Consider the following 22,755-nt stretch of genomic DNA (forward strand, 5'->3'; position numbering starts at 1 on the left):
AACTTGACAAGTGCTTAAGAACTTGCTAGTATAAAATTAAATTAAGTGGACAGAAACTAAATTTTAGTTATCATGACAAATCGGAGGGATTAGAATGAAAAAAATAATCAACGCACCGGAAAACTATGTGGATGAGATGCTGGAGGGCATTTATGTAGCCCATCCTGATTTGGTGACTTATGTGAACAATGACCTGCGCTGCCTGGTCACGGCTGATAAAAAGGAAGGAAAAGTAGGGATTGCGACGGGCGGTGGTTCCGGACATCTTCCCCTGTTCCTGGGCTACGTAGGAAGAGGAATGCTGGATGGCTGCTGTGTGGGTGATGTGTTCCAGTCCCCCAGTTCTGAACAGATGCTGGCAGTTACGAAGTCTATTGATTCCGGCGCAGGTGTTCTTTATATTTATGGAAATTATAACGGAGACATTTTTAACTTTGATATGGCGGCCGAGATGGCAGAGTTTGAGGATGGAATTCGGGTGGAGAGCGTACTGGGAGCCGATGACGTGGCCTCTGGTCCTCTCCCTGGAGACGGCGAGAAGAGCATCCGCCGCGGCGTAGCCGGTATCTTCTTTGTATATAAGTGTGCGGGGGCGGCAGCGGACGAGATGATGAGCCTGGATGAAGTAAAGCGTATAGCGGAAAAGGCTGCGGCGAGCGTCCGGACGATGGGAGTAGCTCTGACACCCTGTATTGTTCCGCGTGTGGGACATCCCGGATTTTCCATCGGTGATGATGAAATGGAGATCGGCATGGGAATCCATGGTGAGACCGGGATCCGCAGGGGCAAGCTGGAACCCGCGGATGAGATAGTAGAAGAGATGCTGGAAAAGATTCTGGGTGACTTTGATGAAATAGACGGCAGCACTGTAGCTGTTCTGGTAAACGGACTGGGAGCGACGACCCTGGATGAGCAGTATATTGTAACCAGGAAGATTGACCAGATTCTGAAAGGAAGAAATATTGACGTAAAGAAATATTATGTTGGAGAATACGCGACAGCTTTGGAGATGGCCGGTGTCTCCATCTCGATTCTTAAGCTGGACGAGGAGCTGGAGCAGCTTCTGCTCAAGCCCGCGCAGACTCCCTTCTTCCGTCAGGGAAGCATGAATGAGGAAGGTACTATAAAACGCGCGAAAAAATGTGCTGAGAGCACAACACAAAAGGCTGGAGAAAGTGGTAATATAGAAAAAGCGGATACGAATATTCTGGCTGATTTTTTAAAGAACGTCAAGGAAATAATGGCGGATAAGAAGGATTATCTGATCGATCTGGACAGCGTAGTAGGAGACGGAGATCTGGGCCTGACCATGTCCGATGGTTTCGCCGCTGCTTACAAAGCAGTTCATGGAAGCGGAGAAACTGATTCCGGGAAGCTTCTGTATGCGGCGGGAAAAGCTATGTCGATTGCGGTTCCTTCCACCATGGGCACGTTGATGGCTTCAGGGCTCATGCAGGCGGGGAAACGTCTGAGAGGTAAGACAGATCTGGGTCTGGCAGAATATGTAGAGCTTTTTGAGGGCTATACAGAAGGAGTCATGAACCTGGGCAAAGCAAAGGTAGGCGATAAAACGTTCCTGGATGGCATAGTTCCCGCGGTGGAAGCGATGAAAGCGGCCAAGGATGCAGGAAAAAATGTAAAGGAAGCTGCTCATGACGCGAGAGAGGCGGCGGAGAAAGGCTTTAAGGCTACGACATCCATGGTAGCAGTCCACGGCAGGGCGGCGACCAGAGGAGAGGCTTCCCGGTCACTGCAGGATCCCGGGGCAGCGGTGGCGATGCTGATCATGGAAGCATTTGATCAGACAGTCTGACACAGGAGATTGGTTAATACGAAAAGCCAGATGCCGTATGTATCCCACAACCCGGCTGTGAGCCGGTTTCCAGGAGAAGGAAAAACATAAAATTCAAGTGGGCGGAGGAGACCGGAAAGGCCTCTGCCGCCCTATTGGAAATGACAGAAAAGGAAAGGGAGGAATTTGCAATGAACAACGTTCCAAACATCAAAATCGGCATTGTGGCCGTAAGCCGTGACTGTTTCCCCATGACCCTGTCGGTCAACAGGAGAAAAGCTGTAGCAGCGGCATATGAGAAAAAATATGGAGAGATTTTTGAATGTCCTACCTGCGTAGAAGAAGAGCTTGGCATGAGGAAGGCTCTCTCGGAACTGAAAGAGGCAGGATGCAACGCGCTCGTAGTGTATCTGGGAAACTTCGGTCCTGAAACTCCGGAGACCCTGCTTGCCAAAGAATTTGGCGGACCGGTAATGTTCGTGGCGGCTGCGGAAGAAACGGGAGATGATCTGGTGGAAGGCCGCGGAGACGCGTACTGCGGGATGCTGAACGCCAGCTACAACCTGAAGCTTCGCGAGGTCAATGCTTATATTCCTGAATATCCGGTGGGGACAGCGGAAGAATGTGCGGATATGATCTTTGAATTCCTTCCTATAGCGAGAACGGTTGTAGGACTCAGAAATCTGAAGATTATCTCCTTTGGCCCCAGGCCCAAGGATTTCCTGGCCTGCAATGCGCCCATAAAACGTCTTTATGATCTGGGCGTGGAAATTGAAGAAAATTCCGAACTTGATTTATTTGAGTCCTTTAAGCATCATGCAGAGGATGAGAGAATACCCGGCGTGGTAAAAGAGATGGAGGCTGAATTGGGTGCCGGCAATAAAAAGCCGGGAGTTCTCAGCCGTCTTGCCCAGTATGAACTGACTCTTCTTGATTGGGTAGAGGCGCATAAGGGTTCAAGAGAATTTGTGGCGATCGCCGGAAAATGCTGGCCCGCATTCCAGACTCAGTTTGGATTTGTTCCCTGCTATGTGAACAGCCGTCTGACAGCCAGAGGAATACCGGTTTCGTGTGAAGTAGATATATATGGCGCGCTGAGTGAGTACATAGGAACTGTTGTGAGCCAGGATACAGTGACCCTTCTGGATATCAACAATACCGTGCCTGATGATATGTATGAAGCAGAGATCAAGAAAAAATATGTATATTCTCATAAAGATACTTTCATGGGCTTCCACTGCGGTAACACTTCTTCCGGAAAGCTGGTATCCTGTGAGATGAAGAATCAGCTTATCATGACCAGAACACTTCCCGAAGAGTCGACTCAGGGAACCCTGGAAGGAGATATCGTGCCCGGCGACATCACATTCTTCCGCCTGCAGAGCACAGCGGACAGCAGGCTTCGCGCATATGTGGCACAGGGAGAAGTGCTTCCTGTGGCGACCAGATCTTTTGGAGGAATCGGCATATTTGCGATACCGGAGATGGGACGCTTCTACCGTCATGTGCTGGTAGAAAAGAACTTCCCTCATCATGGAGCGGTGGCTTTCGGTCATTTTGGCAAGGCGCTGTATAACACATTCCGTTATTTGGGAGTGGATGATATTGGATTCAATCAGCCTAAGGGCATGCTGTATCCCAGTGAAAATCCCTTTGCCTGACTGGTAAAACATTCATAAAGGTGGTATGATTTCAGTACCCTCGGTCTGCATGGAAGTGCAGGCCGGGGGTACGATAGTATACCTTTGAAGATCTTTCAAACAAGTTTTCTATGCCTGATTTACCAGGCAAGAGGAAATCCGCTTCCATCCAGGCAGCTCGCTGGCAGCCGTAACCAGAATCTTTGCGGCCTCCGGTCGGTCCTTTCCAACTGACATGGATAAATTGATATTTTTCCATGTCAGATTCCAATAAAAACCTGCATGAAATTCGGTTTTTACCTTCCTGCGGCCGGGAAGATTCTGCAAACGGCCCTGCGGCGCTCGCCTTACGATGGAACCGGATCGTTCCTCCTGCTTTTTCTTCCGCACCGAAATAAGCGCTCACTTGTTATAAAAGCTATTGAGGCGGCTCATTGCGGCCCCTGCATCGCCAGCGAACCGAAATCGTGACGGTCCGGAACTACTGTCGGTGTTTGACTGGAGCTTAATCGGAATTAGCAAAATATATCTTAAAGGTATACTTTTTTGGGAATAATAGTAAAGATTTCACTATTTCAGTTAAAGATTGAGGACTGTTTATGAAACGAATTTGTCTGATGGTCCTCCGCCTGTTTTATATTGCGCCCGTCTGGTTTTTCAAAATATGGAGCTGGGGACGGAATGACAGACATACGGAGGACGAGAAGTTTGCCCTGCTGAAGCGTGTTACGATCCGGGCCAACCGTGCGGGCCGGGTCGTGATCGAACCTCATGGCCTGGAAAATCTCCCAAAGGATCCAGGTTATATCATGTTCCCCAATCATCAGGGGCTTTTTGACGTGCTGGGATTTCTGGAAGCCGCTCCAATGCCTTTTACAGTGGTGATGAAAAAAGAAGTGGAAAATACTTTTTTGCTGAAGCAGGTCCGTCTTCTTTTAAAAGCCCAGAGCATTGACCGGGAAAATCTGCGGGATTCTCTTCGGGTGATTAACCGGATGACGGAAGAAGTGAAACAGGGCCGCAATTATCTGATATTTGCAGAGGGGACCAGAAGCAAAGACGGAAACCATCTGCTCGATTTTAAGGGAGGCAGCTTTAAAAGTGCCATAAATGCCAGATGCCCGATTGTCCCGGTGGCCGTTATTGACAGCTACAAAGCGTTTGACACACATTCCATAGAAAAAGTGACCGTGCAGCTCCATTATCTGGAACCTCTTCAGTATGAAGATTATAAAGGAATGCGTTCCACAGAGATTGCGAAAACAGTGAGAGGGCGTATTGAGACGGTCATGAAAAAATATGCCGATGACTGGCAGCAGGATGAGAGCTTAGAGGCGGAAAGGAGAGAGGATCATGGATAAAATGTATCATATTGGGTTGGATGACAGCCACGGAGCAAAATATGCGATCCTTCCGGGGGACCCGGGAAGGGTGGAAAAGATTGCAGGTTATCTGCAGAATCCTGAGTTTCTGGGGCAAAACCGGGAATATACTTCCTGGGTTGGAGAACTGGCCGGAGAACGGATCCTGGTCATGTCCACCGGCATGGGGGGACCGTCCACAGCGATTGGTGCAGAGGAACTGTACCAGACGGGAGTCCGGACCATGATTCGTGTTGGAACCTGTGGAGGGATGGCGGAACAGGTGATGGGAGGCGACCTGGTGATCGCCAACGGAGCAGTCCGCATGGAAGGCACTTCAAAAGAATATGTGGACATCGCTTTTCCGGCTGTAGCAGATTTCCAGGTGACGAAGGCACTGGAGCAGGCAGCTATGGATCTGGGCGCCAGATTCCATTTGGGTATTGTCCAGTGCAAGGACAGCTTTTACGGCCAGCACAGTCCGGACCGGATGCCTTGTGGAAAAGAACTGGAAGAAAAATGGGATATGTGGATAAAGGCAGGATGCCTGGCGTCGGAGATGGAAAGTGCCGCCTTGTATATCGCAGCCCAGATCTTAGGGGTCAGAGCAGGCTGCATCCTCAATGTGATCTGGAATCAGGAGAGAAAGAAAAACGGGCTCTCTGACCCCCATTGCCATGATACATCATTGGCGATACGGGCAGCAGTACACGCGGTAGAACTTTTAATAGAAAAAGAACGCTGATAAAAAAGAGAAATGAAGACAGTAGACAGTTAACAAATAGGAGGAGAAACAAAATATTAGACAAATAGAAAAAGATAATTCCGTCATTTTTACTAATATCATTTGTACAAAATGCTGATATAATAAAAGTAGAAGAGAAAAAGTGTTTGGTGGAAATGAGGTGATAGTATGAATGAAAAGATTTTGATCGCATCTGGAAATCACAATGTGTATCGGGAAGGGAATTATACGGTGAAAGTATTCCAAAAGGGCTTTCCCAAATCTGAGGTCCTTCGGGAGGCGATGCATATGTCTCTGGTGGAAGGCCTGGGGATGCATGTGCCGGAGCTTCATTCCGTGGGACTTACAGAAGACGGGAGCTGGGCGATCACATATGATTATATCGAGGGAAGAACCTTGATGCAGCTGATGGAAGAACATCCGGAAAAGCTGGAAGAATATGTGGACGGAATGTTGGACTGCCAGCTGGAGATGTTTGGGAAAAAGGCGCCTCTCCTGAATAATCTGAAGAGTAAAATGAAACGGCAGATTCAGAGTCTGGACTGCATCAATGATATCACCAGATATGAGCTTTTAACGAAGTTAAACAGCATGCCGGATCACGCGAAGCTTTGCCATGGGGACTTTTGCCCGTCCAATATCATCGTGGGAGAAGACGGCTGGTATATTTTGGACTGGATTCATGCGTCACAGGGAAACGCCAGCGCTGATGTGGCCAGGACATATCTGCTTCTGGCTTTGCAGAATCTGGATGCGGCGTACTATTATCTGAATCAGTTCTGCGAAAGGACCGGTACGGCGAAGATCTATGTACAGAACTGGCTTCCTTTGGTAGCGGCTGCTCAGTTGACAAAGAAACGGCCGGAAGAGTCAGAACTACTGCAGTCCTGGCTGAATGTGGTGGATACTGACTAGATAAATGATAAAAATGGGATAATGGAACAGAGAGACTGCTTTGCGGCTGCTACGCCGCAGGGCAGTTTTTTATTATACCTTTAAGAATCATTTTAGCTAATTCCGATTAAGCTCCAGTCAAACACCGACAGTAGTTCCGGACCGTCACGATTTCGGTTCGCTGGCGATGCAGGGGCTGCTTTATCTCCGTTCCGGCAGTACCGCTCACATGTCGACAGAAAATCTTTATGATTTCCTGTCTCCCTTCTCCTGGAAAACACCGGCCGCTGCCCTGCGGCGCTCGCCTTTAGGCCAGCCCGGAATCTTTCTGTCGGTGCCCTGCCTGCCGCACTATACTGGATAAAATTCATTTCTTAGATTCCAGAAAAGGAGCGGATATCCACACAGCCCGCACGCCTTATGGCGGCGGGCTGCCGTGAGCCGCCCCAATGACTTTCACAACAAATGAGCGCTTATTTCGGTGCGGAAGAAAGAGCAGGTATAGAAAACTTGTTTGAAAGATCTTTAAAGGTATATGATACAAAATGTTTTCTGGAATCATTTTCTGGGTTCTTACAGAAACGCCACATGCGATTGAATCTTTATATTTTGTATGTTATACTGGAACTGATTCGAGGATGAACAGAGTTGAATTTTTTTTGTCGGGGCTTTAAGTTGTGAATATAGGGCGCCGTCTATTTTTTTCTCAGAGAAGTCCTTTTGTCCATAAAGAATAAAAATTAAGTAAGAAGTCAAAAGGAGACTATGGCATGCTTGCAAAAAAGGAAATTTTAGTTGTAGAAGATAATGAGATCAACCGAATGATGCTGTGCGAGCTTCTGTCCTCGGAATATGATGTACTGGATGCGGAGAATGGACAGGAAGCGCTTGCGGTCCTCGAGAAGCATAAGGATGACGTGGCTCTGATTCTGCTGGACATCATCATGCCCGTTATGGATGGTTATACATTCCTGTCCATCGCAAAGGCAGATCCTTCTCTTTCCTCTATTCCGGTAATTGTCACCACTCAGAGCGACAGCGAAGCGGACGAGGTGTCCGCACTGTCTCATGGGGCTGCTGATTTTGTGGCAAAGCCATATAAACCTCAGATCATATTACATAGGGTGGCCAGCATCATTCATCTGCGGGAAACGGCCGCCATGATCAATCAGTTCCAGTACGACCGTCTGACCGGACTTTACAGCAAAGAGTACTTTTATCAGAAGGCAAAGGAGACGCTTCAGCAGAATCCTGAGCGGCGGTATGACATCATCTGTTCTGATATTGAGAATTTTAAGCTCATAAATGATGTTTTTGGTATACCGGCGGGAGACAGGCTTCTGTGTGGGATTGCGGAACTGTACCGGCAGGTCGTAAATGCCAGAGGAGCTTATGGACGGCTGAACGCGGATCAGTTCGTCTGCCTGATTGAGCCGGAGGGTTCCTATACAGATGAGATGTTTATCCAGATCAATGAAAAAGTCTCACAGCTTCCCAATGCTAAAAATGTTGTGATGAAGTGGGGAATCTATTCTGTCGAGGACCGAAACGTAAGCGTAGAGCAGATGTGCGACCGCGCCCTTTTAGCGGCCCGCAGCATCAAGGGACAGTATGGTAAGTATTTTGCCGCTTATGATGACAAGCTTCGGGATGAGCTGCTGAGACAGCAGGCCATCATAGATGAAATGGAATCTGCATTAAAAGAAGAGCAGTTTTTAATATATCTGCAGCCCAAATATAGGATCCGGGATGATAAGCTGGCCGGGGCGGAAGCGCTTGTCCGCTGGAATCATCCGAAGTGGGGGGTCCAGTCTCCTGCAGAATTTATTCCGCTGTTTGAAAAAAATGGCTTTATCACAAAACTGGATCAGTTCGTGTGGGACAAGACCTGTTCCTATCTTCGGGAGTGGGATAAAAAAGGATATCCACCCATTCCGGTTTCTGTGAATGTATCCAGAGCGGATATTTATAATGCGGACATTGCAGATATCCTGATGAATACGGTCAAAAAATATGGACTGCCGCCGTCGAGACTTCATCTGGAGATCACGGAAAGCGCTTATACGGAAAATCCTGGACAGATCATTGAGACCGTGAGCCATCTGCGGGAGCTGGGATTTATTATTGAAATGGACGATTTTGGAAGCGGCTATTCGTCTTTGAATATGCTGAACCAGATGCCGATCGATATTTTGAAGCTGGATATGAAATTTATCCAGAGCGAAACGGTGAAGCCGGCGAATCAGGGAGTATTCCGGTTTATCATGGAGCTTGCCCGCTGGATGCACTTGAGTGTCGTGGCGGAGGGAGTGGAAACCAGAGAGCAGCTGGAACGCCTTTTAGAGACCGGCTGCGATTATGTGCAGGGATATTTTTTTGCGCGGCCGATGCCGGAGAAAGATTTTGAAGATCTGATCAGAGAACAGCTGACGGATGACGAGCAGGAACAGCAGAGGAAAGAATCCGATGGAGATATAGGTAGCGGTTACCAGAAGAAGCTCCTTCTGATCGCAGACGAGGACAAAGATTACCGGAATCAGTTCCGGGAGGCTTTTCTGGAATATTTCCAAGTGGCAGAGGCGGCGGACATGGATGCTGCTTTAGAGGCGGCTGAAGCGTACAAGGGTCGGATAACCGCAGTTCTCCTCAGCCTTACATTGCCGGAAGCCGGCGGTCTTGCGGTGTTGACGGCACTCAAAAGAAACAAGGCAGTGTGGGATATTCCTGTTATAGTTACTGGCGGGCCGGATCTTCAGATGGAGAAAAAAGCTTTGGAGCTGGGAGCTGCTGATTATGCCGTTAAACCCCATGCAAAGGAGAGCCTTTGGAAAAGGGTGGTCCACGCTACCAGACTGGCTTCTTTACAAAATGGGGAGAAAAATCTGCAGGAGGAAGCTTACCGGGATCATATGACCGGTGTCCTGAACAGGCGGGGATGGGAAGCGGCTCTCGGCTCTTTAAGGAAAGAGGAGGCCCCCTTTGCTTTTTATCTTTTTGATCTGGATGACTTAAAACAAATCAATGACACCTTCGGGCATATGGAAGGGGACAGGCTGATCCAGGAATTCAGCCAGATCCTCCGATCCAAAGTCAGAGAGACGGATATCCTGGCAAGATACGGAGGGGATGAATTTGTGGCTGTTATAAAATCTATGCCGTCTGGTGAAATAGCTTTAAAGAAGGGAAAAGAGATCTGCCGGTCCCTTTCAGATTTCCACTTTGCGGATGGTCTGCCAGTGACAGTTTCTGTGGGCGTCGCGATATGGGAAGCACAGTCCGCTTTAGAAGATGTGATGAGAAAAGTTGATTTGGCTCTGTACCGGGCAAAGGCTAATGGAAAGGGCGGATGCTGCCTATGGGAGGAACGGGACTGATGAAGTATGATACAAAGGACACTGTTCAGGCATTTTGCCGTGCATGGTTTGAGCAGAGGGATATAACGAAAACAGTCTCGTTTCTTACAGAGGATGTGAGCTTTTTTGGTACAGGGATGGATGAACATGCCTTCGGCAGAGCAGAGATGTCCGCATATGTGCAGGAGGACATCCAGGAGATTACTGAGCCGTTTTCCTGTGTGTTAAATGTAGTTCATGAATACCGGACGGCGGGCCATATATGCAACATATCTGCAAAGCTTACGCTTATCAGTTCTCTTTATACCTGGCATCTTCACGCGTTTTTTGATTTGGTGAGGCAGGACAGCGGGGACTGGCTGATACAGGGGCTTCATTTTGCGGAGCCGGGGAGCAGTCAGCGTGGAAAGGAGCATTATCCCAAAACGCTGGTGATGGAACATATCGCCAAACAAAGACAGGAGCTTTTAAATGATTCTATGGCAGGCGGTATGATGGGCGGATACATAGAAGACGGATTTCCGTATTACTTTATTAACCGTCAGCTGCTGGACTATCTGGATTATGAAGACGAGGCAGATTTTATAAATGATATAGGCGGGATGGTCTCCAACTGCATACATCCGGACGACCGGAAAGCTGTGGATGAGATGGTCAGCGTACAGCTTGCCGGTGCAGACGAATATATTGCGGAATATCGGATGAGGAAGAAAGACGGTTCCTATATATGGGTCCATGATCTGGGCCGGAAGATCACTGCGGAGGATGGCCGCCCGGCTATCGTGTCAGTATGTATCGATATCTCGGATCAGAGAAAAATCAGGGATGAGCTTCTGCATCTTTATAATAATATTCCCGGGGCGATTTTTCGCTGCCGGTATGACGCGGACTTTTCTGTGATCGATGCCAATGACGGCCTGTTTGATTTCTTGGGTTATTCCCGGGAAGAATTTGCCTCCATGGGAAGCCGGCTGTCCGCAGTCATCCATCCGGAAGATCTGGCAGGCATGGCAGAAAGGACCGGCGGCCAGCTGAATCACGGAAATACAGTTCACAGTGAGAATCGTGTGATCTGTAAGGATGGAATTGTAAAGTGGGTGTCCATGAAAGCGCAGTTTTTTCAGGAAAAGGAAGAAGCGCAGCTTTTTTGTGTGTTTATAGACATTTCGGACGAAAAGCGGCGGCAGGAACGGAATAGGGAACTATATGAGCGCGAACTGGCTTACTTTGTGGAACTGTCTTCAGAGGAAGGAAGCAGCCAGGGAAGAGCGAATGTAACGCAGAACAGGACAGAAAGCTATATTTCTATTCCACAGATGGCCATTGCCCGGGCAGGAACCACCTACGATGAGCTGGTAAAGCATTTTGCCGCTTCCGCCGTTGATCCGTCATATGGAGAAACAATCCGAGACACTCTCATCAGAGAAAAAGTATTAGAGGATTATCAAACGGGCAGAACAGATTTTCATTTTGAATTTCTGCGCCGCCGAAACTGCGGGGACGCGTTCTGGAGCAACACGAGCTTCCGCCTTTACCGGGAGCCAGAGACCCGCGATATAGTCGCGTTTTTCTATACTACAGATAATACATTGCATAAGATTCAGGAGCAGCTGCTGCAAAAGATCGCGAGACTGGATCATGAACGGCTGACTGACGTAGATATTCGTCAGGACACTTACCGGATTCTTTCTTTTGAACGCGATGAAGACAAGATATCTCCCCATGGAGAATTTATGGCAGAGGCCCGTTTGATTGCAGACCGGTTTATGGATGAAGATGCAAAACGGGAATATCTGGAAAAATTGGATTTTCAATATATGGAAGAACGACTGGCGCGGGAACCGGTCTATTCTTTTGTCATTGAGATGTTGGACGAACAGGGAAATAAGAGAGTAAAGCGGTTTCAGGTCTTTTATATTGAAAAGAGCCTGGGCCGGGTCTGTGTAGCCCGCAGTGATGTGACAGATGTCGTTCAGAAAGAGCAGCGGCAGAAGGAAGAACTGGCCTCGGCGCTGGTAGCGGCAGAGCAGGCCAACGCGGCCAAATCTGATTTTTTGTCCCGCATGTCTCATGAGATACGGACGCCGATGAATGCCATTATCGGTATGAGCACCATTGCCGCTCAGTCAGTAGGGGATGATGAGCAGGTGGCGGACTGCATTTCCAAGATTGGCATATCTTCCCGTTTCCTGCTCTCTCTGATCAATGATATTCTGGATATGAGCCGCATAGAAAGCGGAAAGATGCTTTTGAAAAATGAGAAGATTCCCACGGAAGAATTTTTGACTGGAATCAATTCTATCTGCTATTCCCAAGCGGAAGCTAAGGGTGTAGATTATGAGTGCATTGTGGATCCGGTGCTGGACAGCTGCTATATAGGTGATGCGATGAAGCTGCAGCAGGTGCTTCTGAATATCCTGAGCAACGCTATCAAGTTCACCGGGGAAGGGGGAAAGGTCACATTTTCTGCCTCGCAGCGGCACAGGACCAAAAATGATGCGGCTCTGCGGTTTATTGTGAATGATACGGGTGTCGGAATGAGTGAAGAATTCCTGCCCCATATTTTCGAGCCGTTTTCTCAGGAGTCCATCGGTACTACGGCGCTTTATGGCGGAACAGGGCTGGGACTTGCTATTTCCAAAAGTATAGCGGATATGATGGACGGTGCGATCACAGTACGTTCCATAAAGGATATCGGCACGGAATTTACTGTGGATGTAAAGCTCGGCATTTCGGAAGAAGAAAAGCTCCGGCGTTTTCCGAAAAAGCAGGATTATAATTTTTCTCATCTGAAAACATTGGTTGTAGATGATGATGTGGTAGTCTGCCAGAGCGCGGTCGTCACTCTGCGGGAAATGGGCGTCGTTGCAGAATGGGTGGACAGCGGCCGGAAGGCAGTTGACAGGGTGCAGGAGCTTTGGGACACAGGCAGGTATTATGATATGATTCTGATAGACTGGAAGATGCCTGGGATGGACGGTATTGAGACGGCCAAACGCATCCGTGCGATCGTAGGGCCGGAGGTCACGATCATCATCATGACTGCATACGACTGGATATCCATTGAGCATGAAGCAAAGCTGGCCGGCGTCAATCTGCTGATGAGCAAGCCCATGTACAAATCTATTCTGGTATCGGCTTTTTCCAGAGCGCTGGGTGAAAAGGAAGAACAGGAGCGGGAAGAAAAAGCCGAGGAGTATGATTTCAGCGGAAAACGTATACTGCTGGCAGAAGATAACGAGATCAATACGGAGGTAGCGGTGATGCTACTGAAAAATAAAGGATTCACAGTGGATACAGCGGAAAACGGCCTGCGGGCGATGGAGCTGTTCAGCAAATCTCCGGAAAAGTATTATGACGCCGTCCTGATGGATATCCGGATGCCGTTTATGGACGGGCTGACTGCTGCCGCCAGCATCCGCCATCTCAGCAATGCGGACGCCGGGACGATTCCGATAATCGCGATGACTGCCAATGCCTTTGACGACGATATACAGAAGAGCAAGGCGGCCGGGATGGACGCCCATCTGGCCAAGCCGATAGATTCGGAGCGGCTTTATCAGACGCTCTATCATTTCATCTCCAGGAAGGAGAGCTGAATTATGCCCGGATTTAGAGAAACCTTTGAAGCCTATGGCGGCGATTATCCGAATACGATGGCACGTTTTCTGCAAAACGAGACTTTTTACCTGGGACTGAGACCGCTGCATGCCGCTGTCTGTGCAGTGGTGGAGCCGCTCAGAAACAGGGAGGAGCGGAGTGATTATGCGGACCTGTATGAAGCGATTCGGTCGGAATACCAAAATGCGGAGAAACTGCGGCAGGACCTGATGGGAGGAAACTGAGCATGGCAATAGGGAATTATCTTACAGTGGAACAGACGGATGCTATTTTGGACAATATGCCGGTGGCTGTCTTTGTCAGCGATATTGAGGACAGGAGCATTCTCTATGCCAACCGTCTTGCGAAAGAGACCTTATTGTCCCAGGCCGGCGGAGAAATACGCTGCTGTTATCATCTGGCAGGTTTTAAAGAACCCTGCTCGTTCTGCCATGCCGAACAGCTGAGCGGGACCGAACCATTTGTACGGGAATTCATACATCCCGGCAGTCACCGCATGTATCAGCTGAACGGCAGGCTTATCGACTGGAACGGAAAGCCCGCTCACATTGAATATGCGGTGGATATTACCGAGAGGAAAGAAGAAGAGGTCCGGTCCAACACTCTAAAGGAAGAACTGCAGACTACTCTGAGCAGTATTCCTTGCGGCCTTGGCGTATATCAGGTTAAAGGAGAACAGCTCTCACCAGTGTTTCATAACCCGGCTTTTTACAGTATCATGGGGTATTCAAAAGAGCATGTTCAGTCGGTCGAGCGGGAAACAAGCTATTTGGGTGTTCATCCGGAAGATCTTGCCGATCTGCAGGAAAAAGTGCGGGAAGTGATCAGGGGAAACGTAACCGGACAGCATACCTACCGCCTGTGGAACAGTGAGAAAGAAGAATACCGGTGGATCCACCTGGAAGCCACGGTAAAACCTGGAATAGACGGGACAAAGCTTCTTTACGGCGTATACAGCGACGTTAGCGAACAGCAGGATTTAAAAAAGAAATTGATTGATGCCAATGCCAGGACGCGGGACATCATCAATGCAATTCCCGGAGGCGTGGCCATCTACCGTGTGTCCGATATATTTGAGACCCGGTATTTTTCCGATGGCGTGCCGGAATTGTCCGGATATACAGTGGAGGAATACCGGGAAAAGGCCAGAGGCGATGCGTCGGAGATGACCTACTGGGAGGACAAAGATATGGTGGTCTCCAAATTGCGGGAAGCCATCGCAGAGCACACGGTGGCGGATTTTGAATTCCGGAAGCAGCATCGCGACGGACACATCGTCTGGGTCCATATTCAGGCCAGGCAGATTGGAGAAGAAGAGGGATATCCGCTTATTCAGTGCGTATTTCACAATATCACGGATCTGAAAGAAGCCCAGCTGGAACTTGGGCATCTGGTCAATTCCATTCCAGGCGGTATCGCCAGCTATCGGGTGGAAGGGGAACGGTTTATACCCACCTATTATTCCGACGGCGTGATGGAGCTTTCGGGCCATACGAGAAAAGAGTTTACGGAACTGGTTGGAGACGACGCCATGAATGTGATATATGAACCGGATCGGAAACGGGTGCTTGAAGCGGCTAAAGCAGCGTTGGTGAGCGGGGAGGTACTGGATGTTTCTTATCGGGTCAAACATAAAGACGGGAATATACCGTGGATTCACCTCAACGGACGGCGTATGGGTCCGTTCTCTGAGAACATGGGATTTTATGCCGTCTTTACCGGTATGTCGGCGGAAACCCAGCTATATCAGAATATTGCCAATGAATCTGCCGATGGGATCTATGTGATCGACAAAGAGAATTATGACTTGCTTTATGTCAGCGAGTCAAAAGATCTGTTTACCTGTGGAAAACCCAGCCTTGGAAGAAAATGCTATGCCGCGCTTCATGGCAAAAGTACTCCATGCGGATTTTGTACGCTTCAAAGCGAACCCGAGGGAAAAGAACATGAGATGGCCGTTGGTGAAGCCGATCGGTTTTATGCGACCCGGTTTCGTGAGACAGACTGGAACGGGGTTCCTGCGTACATAAAATTTGTCCGTGATATTACGGAAGCAAAGAAAACCAAAAAGGAAAAAGAACGCCTGGAGGAATATTTCCAGACAATGGCAAAAAACCTGCCGGGAGGAGTGGCAGTCGTGCGATATGGTGAAGACGGCCGCATGACGCCGGAATATCTTTCCGACGGATTTGCGGCTCTGACCGGCATGTCTGTGGAGGAAGCCTGGGAGGTGTACCGTCAGGACGCTACAAACGGTACTCATCCCGACGATCTGGATTATATTAAAAAGCAGCTGGCCATATATATGGCCAGCGGAACAGACCATTATGAAATGTCATACCGGATGAGGAAAGGAACAGATGAATACATTTGGGTCAAAGCTTCTTTTTCCATCATCCAGAACCGGGAAGGAGAGAAACGGCTGTATGCTATTTATCATGATATTACCAGAGAGAAGGAAGAACAGGAACAGATACGGAAGCAGTATAATGATCTGATCGTGCAGCATTACCGTACTCCGGGACCGGATGCGCTTATTGTAGGGCATTGCAACATTACAAAAAACAGAATCTTAGAGATCATAGATTATACGGATACCGGTGTGCTGGAGCGGTTCGGTACGGTCCGTGAGGAATTTTTTACCGGAATTTCTGCGCTCGTTGTCGATTCGGGAGCCCGTCGGAAGTTTTTGAATACTTATTTGAACGCCCCGTCTTTGGATGCTTTCCGGAGAAATGAAACAGAACAGATCCAGGAATGTTTCATTCAGCTTCCGAATGAGTCCAGCGGCCGGTACGCCCAGTTTAAGATGAATATGGTGTCCACGCCGGATAACGATGATGTGACGGGGATTCTGACGGTGACAGATATTACAGAACGGACGATATCCGACCGGATTCTGCACCAGCTTTCAGTCAGCGGGTATGATTTTGTCGTCGACGTGGATATGATAAAGGATTCCTACCGGATTCTTTCTTACAGCGAGAATGCCAACTGCATTCCGCCAAGAGAGGGCTGCCATACGGAATGGATGAATCATATGCTGGATTACAGGATTGTTCCAAGGGACAGAGAGAGGTTCAAAAAAGGTCTGGATCCGGTTATGATGACTGAACGGCTGCAGAATGGCGGTCCCTATACCTTTGCGTTTTCTATTGTGGACAATAATGGAGATATCCGAATAAAAAATATGACAGTTTCCGTTATTGATCTCAAGCTGGGCCGGGTCTGCCTTTCAAGGACAGATATCACTGATTCTCTCCGGGAGCAGCAGGGACTGCTTAATATGATAGCCTATACATTTGATCTGGCGGGCTTTATTGATGTCAATAGCGGGCGGCTGACCATGCACACCCGTCAGACAGTATTGGAAAATCTGTCTCCGTATTATATTGAAGATTATGATAAAGCAATCGAACGTTTTGTAGACCAGTATGGGTCTGCGAAACAAGGAGGAGATACCGCTTCACAGTTCAGTCTGGAGGTTATAAAAAAACGCCTGGAGGAAGAACCGGGGGGATATGAATTCCTGCTGCCGTATCATACGGGACAGGAAGAACGGTACAAGCAGATAAATGTCCTTTGGGGAGACCAGGACCACAGGACGATCTGCCTGGTACGGGCAGATGTTACGGATATGCTGGCTGCGGAGCGAAAGTCTCAGTATGAGCTGGAAAATGCGCTGGACCAGGCGAGGAAGGCGAATCAGGCGAAGAGTGAGTTCCTTTCTGCCATGAGCCACGATATCCGTACTCCCATGAACGCGATCATGGGTATGACCGCTTTAGCTTTAGCCCATTTGGATGATGGGAAGCGTGTAGAGGAATATCTGCGGAAAATTTCAGTTTCCTCCAAACATTTGCTGAGCTTGATCAATGATGTGCTGGATATGAGCAAAATAGACGGATCGAAGATCAAGCTGAATCGTATGAACGTTTCTCTTACCGAGCAGCTGGAGCAGCTTTCCGCGATAATGATACCCCAGGCTAAAACGGCCGGTCTTGATTTTAAGATTCTGACGGAGAACGTACGTCATACTCACTTTTATGGAGATTCCCTGCGAATCAATCAGATTCTCATCAACCTTTTGAGCAATGCGGTCAAATTTACGTCAGGAGGCGGCAGAGTGAGCCTTCTTACAGAGGAACTCCCGTCTGGGCGGGAAGGTGCTGTGCGTTACCGTTTTACTGTCAGAGATACGGGAATAGGTATTTCGGAAGATTTTCTCCCCCATATTTTTGAACCATTTTTCAGAAGTGACGATACGGCTCAGATAGAGGGGACGGGCCTGGGGCTCAGTATCACGAAGGGCCTGGTGGATCTGATGGGCGGCAGGATTTCCGTGTCCAGTCAGGTCGGACGGGGGACGGTTTTTCAGGTAGAACTGGAATGTGAGACAGAAGAAGAGGCGGAGACACCTGCGGACATCGGGATCGGAGATAAGACGAGCGCGGCGGATGATGCGGCATTGGCCGGGTGCTGTATTCTGGTGGCAGAGGATAATGAGATCAATGCAGAGATTGCCTGCGGCATTTTGGAGATGTATGGAGCGGAAGCTGTGGTGAAGAACGACGGCCGGCAGGTAGTGGAAGCGTTTAAGGAGGCGGCTCCGGAGACTTATGACGCGATTCTGATGGATATTCAAATGCCGCATATGAACGGATATGAAGCTGCGCGGACCATCCGGGGGATGGAACAGCGGCCGGATGCAGCGGAGATACCAATCATCGCGATGACGGCCAATGCCTTTGCCGAGGATGTACAGCTGTCCCTGGAAGCAGGAATGAACGCCCATGTGGCAAAGCCGATAGATGTGGAAATCCTGCGGGCTGCTCTGTGCAGAGTGGTGAAACGCAGAAGTTAAGAGAAGGAAATTACTGGATCAATGTTCAAAAAGCAGTGACAGAAACGGGGAAGGTGTGACAGAGAACGATGTGGAAGAGTGAAGCGATGAATAATAGTAATGGTCTGTGCAGGCTTGTATATGACTATTATGAAACACAGATCCGCTTTGGATTTTACAAATTTGGAGACAATCTGCCGCCCATTTCCCAGATTTGTACGGTCTTTCATCTGGGACGGGGGACTGTCAGGTCTGCTTTGGCTGCTCTGGAAAAGAATGGATATATCCGAAATGAGGAGAGAAAAGCCGCGGCAGTGGTATTCCAGGCAGATCTCAGCCTTTTCAGGGAGAACGCCGCAAAATATTACGTGCCGAGGAAAGAAGGCATCCTGGACTTTACCGAGTCAGGACGCCTTCTGATTGTACCGTTATGGGAAACGGCTCTGCGAAATTGGGAGGAAGAAAGATGGAAACAGATCCGGCGGGATCTGAACGCTGTCACACCTGTTGATGTACCCCTCACGATGAAATTTTATATGATCGTACTCAGCACATGGGATAATCAGCTGATCCTCAGCCTATTTTGGGAGGGGATCCGTTATCTGCGTTTTCCATATTTATCCGGCGGAGATGAACCAAAAAACGCCATACCGGGACTGGAAAAAGATCTTCAAAAAGATTTTGTTTCTATATTAAAACGGGAATATGAAAAATCATTTGAGGATATGGTGGATAATCTGTTTTTCTTCATAGAAGAGGCGCCGGAAAAATACCATCTGACGCATATGGAGCCGGTTCCGTTCCGGTGGAATATCTGCCGGCGTCCACAGATACGGTATGTGCTTGCTTCACAGATCATCCGGGAGATCATGGACGGGAAGTATCCAGTCGGCAGCTATCTGCCGTCTCTGCCGCAGATGAAGGAGCGCTATGGAGTGTCCTTGATCACAGTTCGGCGGGTGCTGGGTCTTTTGGAGGCCCTTGGCGTCACGAGATCCTTTCAGGGGAAGGGGACGCAGGTCTGCATGGAATTTACCGGGCTTGATCTTTCCGGGACAGAGATCAGGGGGAGTCTGGAGCTGTACCGGGAAAGCCTGCAGCTTCTGGCATTGACGGTTCAGGACGTATCGCTTTATACTCTGAGACGTGTAACAGAAGAGAAACTGAAAGTACTGCAGGAAAGCTTGTTCCGGATCCGCCGGCAAAAGCAGAGCTATCTATGCTTTGATGTCTATCTTACATTTCTCGTAAAGGAATGCCCTCTGGCGATGGTCCGGGAATGTTATGAAAAGCTGACAGGGTTGGCGTCCTGGGGGCGTCCTTTTACATTTTTGCAGAAGAGGGCTGAAACTCCTGATATGATATATTCAGAATCAGCAGCGCGGATGGCCGGGTATTTAGAGAGACGTGATATAGAAGCTTTCTCCAGGGAATGGAAAGAACTTCTGGAGCAGGAGGAGAAACGCTGTCCGCTGCCCGTGTAGAAGGCCGGATGCAGAACGGTCAGTCTTTACGGCGAAAAGCCGGCAGGTTATTTGGACAGCGAGGAAGGTAATCTTATGAAATATATATGGAATCGTATGGAAAAAGGTATGACGGCTCTGTTGCTCACGGTACTGTTTCTGGCAGCGTCAGCTCTGCCCAGTACGGCGTCGGAAGAACCAAAGGTGCTCCGCGTTGCATTTCCGCAGACGAAAGGGTATTCCATGACTGCGGAGGATGGGGAACACTATGGGCTGATCGTTGATGCTCTTGATGAGATAGCCAAGTATACGGGATGGAAATATGAGTATATTGATGTGAACAGTGAGAATCTGCTGGAGCGCTTTGAAACCGGCGAATTTGATTTGATGGGCGGCCAGTACTACATGGAAGGTCTGGAAGAATTTTTTGGGTATCCGGAGTATAACTGCGGATACAGCAAACTGATTCTGCTGGCGCGAAAGGACGATGACGGGATCAAAAGTTATGATCTCAGCTCCTTTAACGGCAAGACCATCGGAGTGTTTGAACGGGCATCAGAAAACATTCGGAGGCTTCAGATATACCTGGACCTCAATGATCTGGACTGTACGCTTAAATATTATAATTATGACCAGCTGATGGAAACCGGTAATCTGAACCAATTTCTGGAGAGCGGTGAAGTGGACCTTTTGCTGGGCAACAGCGCCGATTCTGGAGAATCGTTCTATATAGCTGCCTCTTTTGATTCTCAGCCTCATTATATTGTCACTGTGCCTGGCAGTCAGGAGATATTGGACGGCTTGAATATGGCGCTGGAAAAAATCTATGAGGCAGATCCGAATTTTGCAAAAAAATTATATGAAGCGAATTTTCCAGAGGCTGCCAATCTGAACGCAGCTGTAAGTAAAGAGGAAAAGGAATATATCCGGCAGAGGGAGACTGTGATCGTGGCGGTCCCGCGGGAGTGGCATCCTCTGTTCTGTCTTAATTCTGACGCCAGTCATAACGGCTTTATACCGGATATTCTCGAAAAGATCTCTGATTACTCCGGGCTGCAGTTTTCCTATTTGTACTGCGACAGTTATCATGAGGCCCTTGAAAAGCTCCAGAGCGGAGAAGCGGACGTTCAGGGATTTTATCTGGGTTCTGATGAAGATGCCATAGAGGAGGATCTGGCTCTGACGGCGTCCTATGTGGAACTGGATTCTATTTTAGTGAGGAATAAGGAATCCAGTTATCCTGCGGAAGGGCTTACGGGAGCCATTTTGAAAGGTCAGAAGATGCCGCAGAATATCATGGCGGACAAAGTGATAGAGTATGCGAATATGACAGATGCGCTGGCGGATGTCAACCGCGGCAAGGTAGACTTTTTTTATGGAGTCTCCGCTCGTCTTGAAAGTATCATTCAGGCGAACAATTTTACAAATCTGATGCAGGTGAACCTGGTCAATGACATTCAAAATATAAGTTTTGCGTTGAAAAGTCCGGCGCAGCCGGAGCTTCTTTCCATTCTGAATAAATCCATCAACACTCTTTCCAGTGAGGAGAAGGCGGCGATCGGCAGCCGGAATATGATCTCCATCGGAGAATCTCATATGACCCTGCTCAATATCGTATACGCCAATCCGGCACTGGCGGTGGGCGTGGTAGCTACGGTTCTCATCCTTCTGCTGATCGTGGTGATCATCATCAGCCGGTCTCGTCTTCATGCGGCCGCTATGCACGCTGAGCTGGCAAAAGCAGAAGCGGATAATTGGGCAAAAAGTGAGTTCCTGTCCCGCATGAGCCACGAGATCCGGACGCCTATGAATGCCATTGTGGGGCTGACGGATCTGATGGGGATGACAGAAGGGCTGCCGGAAAAGGCGAAGGAGAATCTGGTAAAAATAAAGTCCTCTTCCCGATATCTCCTTCGTCTGATCAATGATATCCTGGATATGAGCCGGATTGAAAGCGGAAAGATGACAGTGGCCAGAGAACCATTCTCCTTTCACGCCATATTGGATGAAATAGAGGATATGATGAAACAGGAGGCTGTCGGAAAAGGACTCAGATTTTATCTGGAGAAGAAAATACAGGACGATGTACTGGAGGGCGACGCTATCCGCCTGCGACAGGTGATGCTCAACCTGCTTTCCAACGCGTTTAAATTCACTCCTTCCGGCGGGATAATTCTGCTCCGGATCACAGAGGATGCTTCGTCCGACAAGGATGCTTCTTTTACCATACGGGTCATCGATACGGGGATTGGAATCGCGGCGGAAGATCAGCAGCGTATCTTTAAAAGCTTTGAACAGCTTGGTTCCAATTATTCCATGAGCCAGGGAACTGGACTCGGCCTGGCCATCAGTAAAAGTATTGTCCAGCTGATGGGGAGTGAACTGTTTCTCAGGAGCGAGCCTGGGAAGGGAAGCGAATTTTATTTCACGTTTACGCTCCGGAAAGGGCGTTTGGATGAAAAACAGACAGCGGGTCTGGAGACCGGAATGGAGAAGCTGGAGGGGATCAAGATCCTGATGGCGGAAGACAATGACTTGAATGCGGAGATTGCAGAAGAGCTGCTCCGCGCAGGAGGAGCGGAAGTGAAACGGGCTGAAAATGGAAAAGCAGCCCTGGAGATGTTTGAGAAGAGCTGTTCAGGAGAGTATCTTGCAATTCTAATGGATATCCAGATGCCAGAGATGAACGGACTGGAGGCAGCGGCGGCTATCCGCAGACTGCCGCGGCCGGACGCAGAAACTGTCCCGATCATTGCAATGACGGCGAATGCGTTTAAAGAGGATGAGGATTCTGCAATAGCAGCAGGAATGACCGGATTCGTTTCAAAACCTATTGACGTGAATGTCCTTTATCATGAACTGCATCAAGCGCTGAAAAAGGGAACAGACGAAAGAGGAACAGATTAAAATGATTTGTAGGAAAGCTGCCCGCGGCGGGGATACTGCCGCGGGCAGCTTTTTTCAATAAAAGATTCTTTAAAAAATTACTTCGTTTTTACTGCCTGCAGCAAACAGAATTTACATAGAGCGTTTATAGTGATCA

The 22,755-nt window shown here is 48.8% G+C and carries 13 protein-coding genes; 11 read left to right on the top strand and 2 right to left on the bottom strand.

Annotated elements, in window-relative coordinates:
• The first annotated feature begins 94 nt into the window (after positions 1–94).
• Positions 95–1,813, top strand: a complete 1,719-nt coding sequence (locus LQE92_RS12245) for a dihydroxyacetone kinase family protein (protein WP_231063240.1) — start codon at positions 95–97, stop codon at positions 1,811–1,813.
• A gap of 170 nt (positions 1,814–1,983) precedes the next feature.
• Entirely contained in the window at positions 1,984–3,453 is a 1,470-nt protein-coding gene (locus LQE92_RS12250; RefSeq protein ID WP_231063241.1) for an L-fucose/L-arabinose isomerase family protein, read from the top strand.
• A 108-nt stretch (positions 3,454–3,561) separates the two neighbouring features.
• On the opposite strand, the gene LQE92_RS12255 is transcribed toward LQE92_RS12250, so the two are convergent.
• Positions 3,562–3,822, bottom strand: coding sequence for a hypothetical protein (locus LQE92_RS12255; RefSeq protein WP_231063242.1), 261 nt, complete (start codon positions 3,820–3,822; stop codon positions 3,562–3,564).
• Between the two features lie 209 nt (positions 3,823–4,031).
• Here LQE92_RS12255 and LQE92_RS12260 point away from each other — a divergent pair, with 209 nt between their 5' ends.
• The 3 genes from LQE92_RS12260 (at position 4,032) to LQE92_RS12270 (ending at position 6,453) form a co-directional block, all read left to right on the top strand.
• Positions 4,032–4,793, top strand: a complete 762-nt coding sequence (locus tag LQE92_RS12260) for a lysophospholipid acyltransferase family protein (protein ID WP_231063243.1) — start codon at positions 4,032–4,034, stop codon at positions 4,791–4,793.
• Entirely contained in the window at positions 4,786–5,538 is a 753-nt protein-coding gene (gene udp / locus LQE92_RS12265; RefSeq protein WP_231063244.1) for a uridine phosphorylase, read from the top strand. The genes LQE92_RS12260 and udp overlap by 8 nt, the downstream gene beginning before the upstream one ends.
• 168 nt (positions 5,539–5,706) lie before the next feature.
• Positions 5,707–6,453 (top strand): phosphotransferase family protein, encoded by a 747-nt coding sequence (locus LQE92_RS12270; protein ID WP_231063245.1) that lies wholly within the window; start codon positions 5,707–5,709, stop codon positions 6,451–6,453.
• 92 nt (positions 6,454–6,545) lie between these two features.
• On the opposite strand, the gene LQE92_RS12275 is transcribed toward LQE92_RS12270, so the two are convergent.
• Positions 6,546–6,803: a hypothetical protein gene (locus LQE92_RS12275; protein ID WP_231063246.1), complete on the bottom strand. Its 258-nt coding sequence runs from the start codon at positions 6,801–6,803 to the stop codon at positions 6,546–6,548.
• Between the two features lie 399 nt (positions 6,804–7,202).
• Between LQE92_RS12275 and LQE92_RS12280 the strand changes: the two genes are divergently transcribed.
• The 6 genes from LQE92_RS12280 to LQE92_RS12305 all read left to right on the top strand — a co-directional run bounded on the left by LQE92_RS12280 (position 7,203) and on the right by LQE92_RS12305 (position 22,619).
• Positions 7,203–9,806 carry an EAL domain-containing protein gene (locus LQE92_RS12280; RefSeq protein WP_231063247.1) on the top strand — a complete coding sequence of 868 codons (2,604 nt, stop codon included), beginning with the start codon at positions 7,203–7,205 and terminating at the stop codon, positions 9,804–9,806.
• Positions 9,806–13,384: a response regulator gene (locus LQE92_RS12285; protein WP_231063248.1), complete on the top strand. Its 3,579-nt coding sequence runs from the start codon at positions 9,806–9,808 to the stop codon at positions 13,382–13,384. The genes LQE92_RS12280 and LQE92_RS12285 overlap by 1 nt, the downstream gene beginning before the upstream one ends.
• Before the next feature lie 3 nt (positions 13,385–13,387).
• Positions 13,388–13,630 carry a hypothetical protein gene (locus LQE92_RS12290; protein ID WP_231063249.1) on the top strand — a complete coding sequence of 81 codons (243 nt, stop codon included), beginning with the start codon at positions 13,388–13,390 and terminating at the stop codon, positions 13,628–13,630.
• A gap of 2 nt (positions 13,631–13,632) precedes the next feature.
• Positions 13,633–18,270, top strand: coding sequence for a PAS domain-containing protein (locus tag LQE92_RS12295; protein WP_231063250.1), 4,638 nt, complete (start codon positions 13,633–13,635; stop codon positions 18,268–18,270).
• Between the two features lie 86 nt (positions 18,271–18,356).
• On the top strand, positions 18,357–19,733 hold the full coding sequence (locus LQE92_RS12300; RefSeq protein WP_231063251.1) for a GntR family transcriptional regulator: 1,377 nt from the start codon (positions 18,357–18,359) through the stop codon (positions 19,731–19,733).
• 75 nt (positions 19,734–19,808) lie between these two features.
• On the top strand, positions 19,809–22,619 hold the full coding sequence (locus LQE92_RS12305) for an ATP-binding protein (protein WP_231063252.1): 2,811 nt from the start codon (positions 19,809–19,811) through the stop codon (positions 22,617–22,619).
• Positions 22,620–22,755 lie beyond the last annotated feature (136 nt).

Source organism: Lientehia hominis, assembly GCF_021044755.1.
Classification (GTDB): Bacteria; Bacillota; Clostridia; order Lachnospirales; family Lachnospiraceae; genus Lientehia; species Lientehia hominis.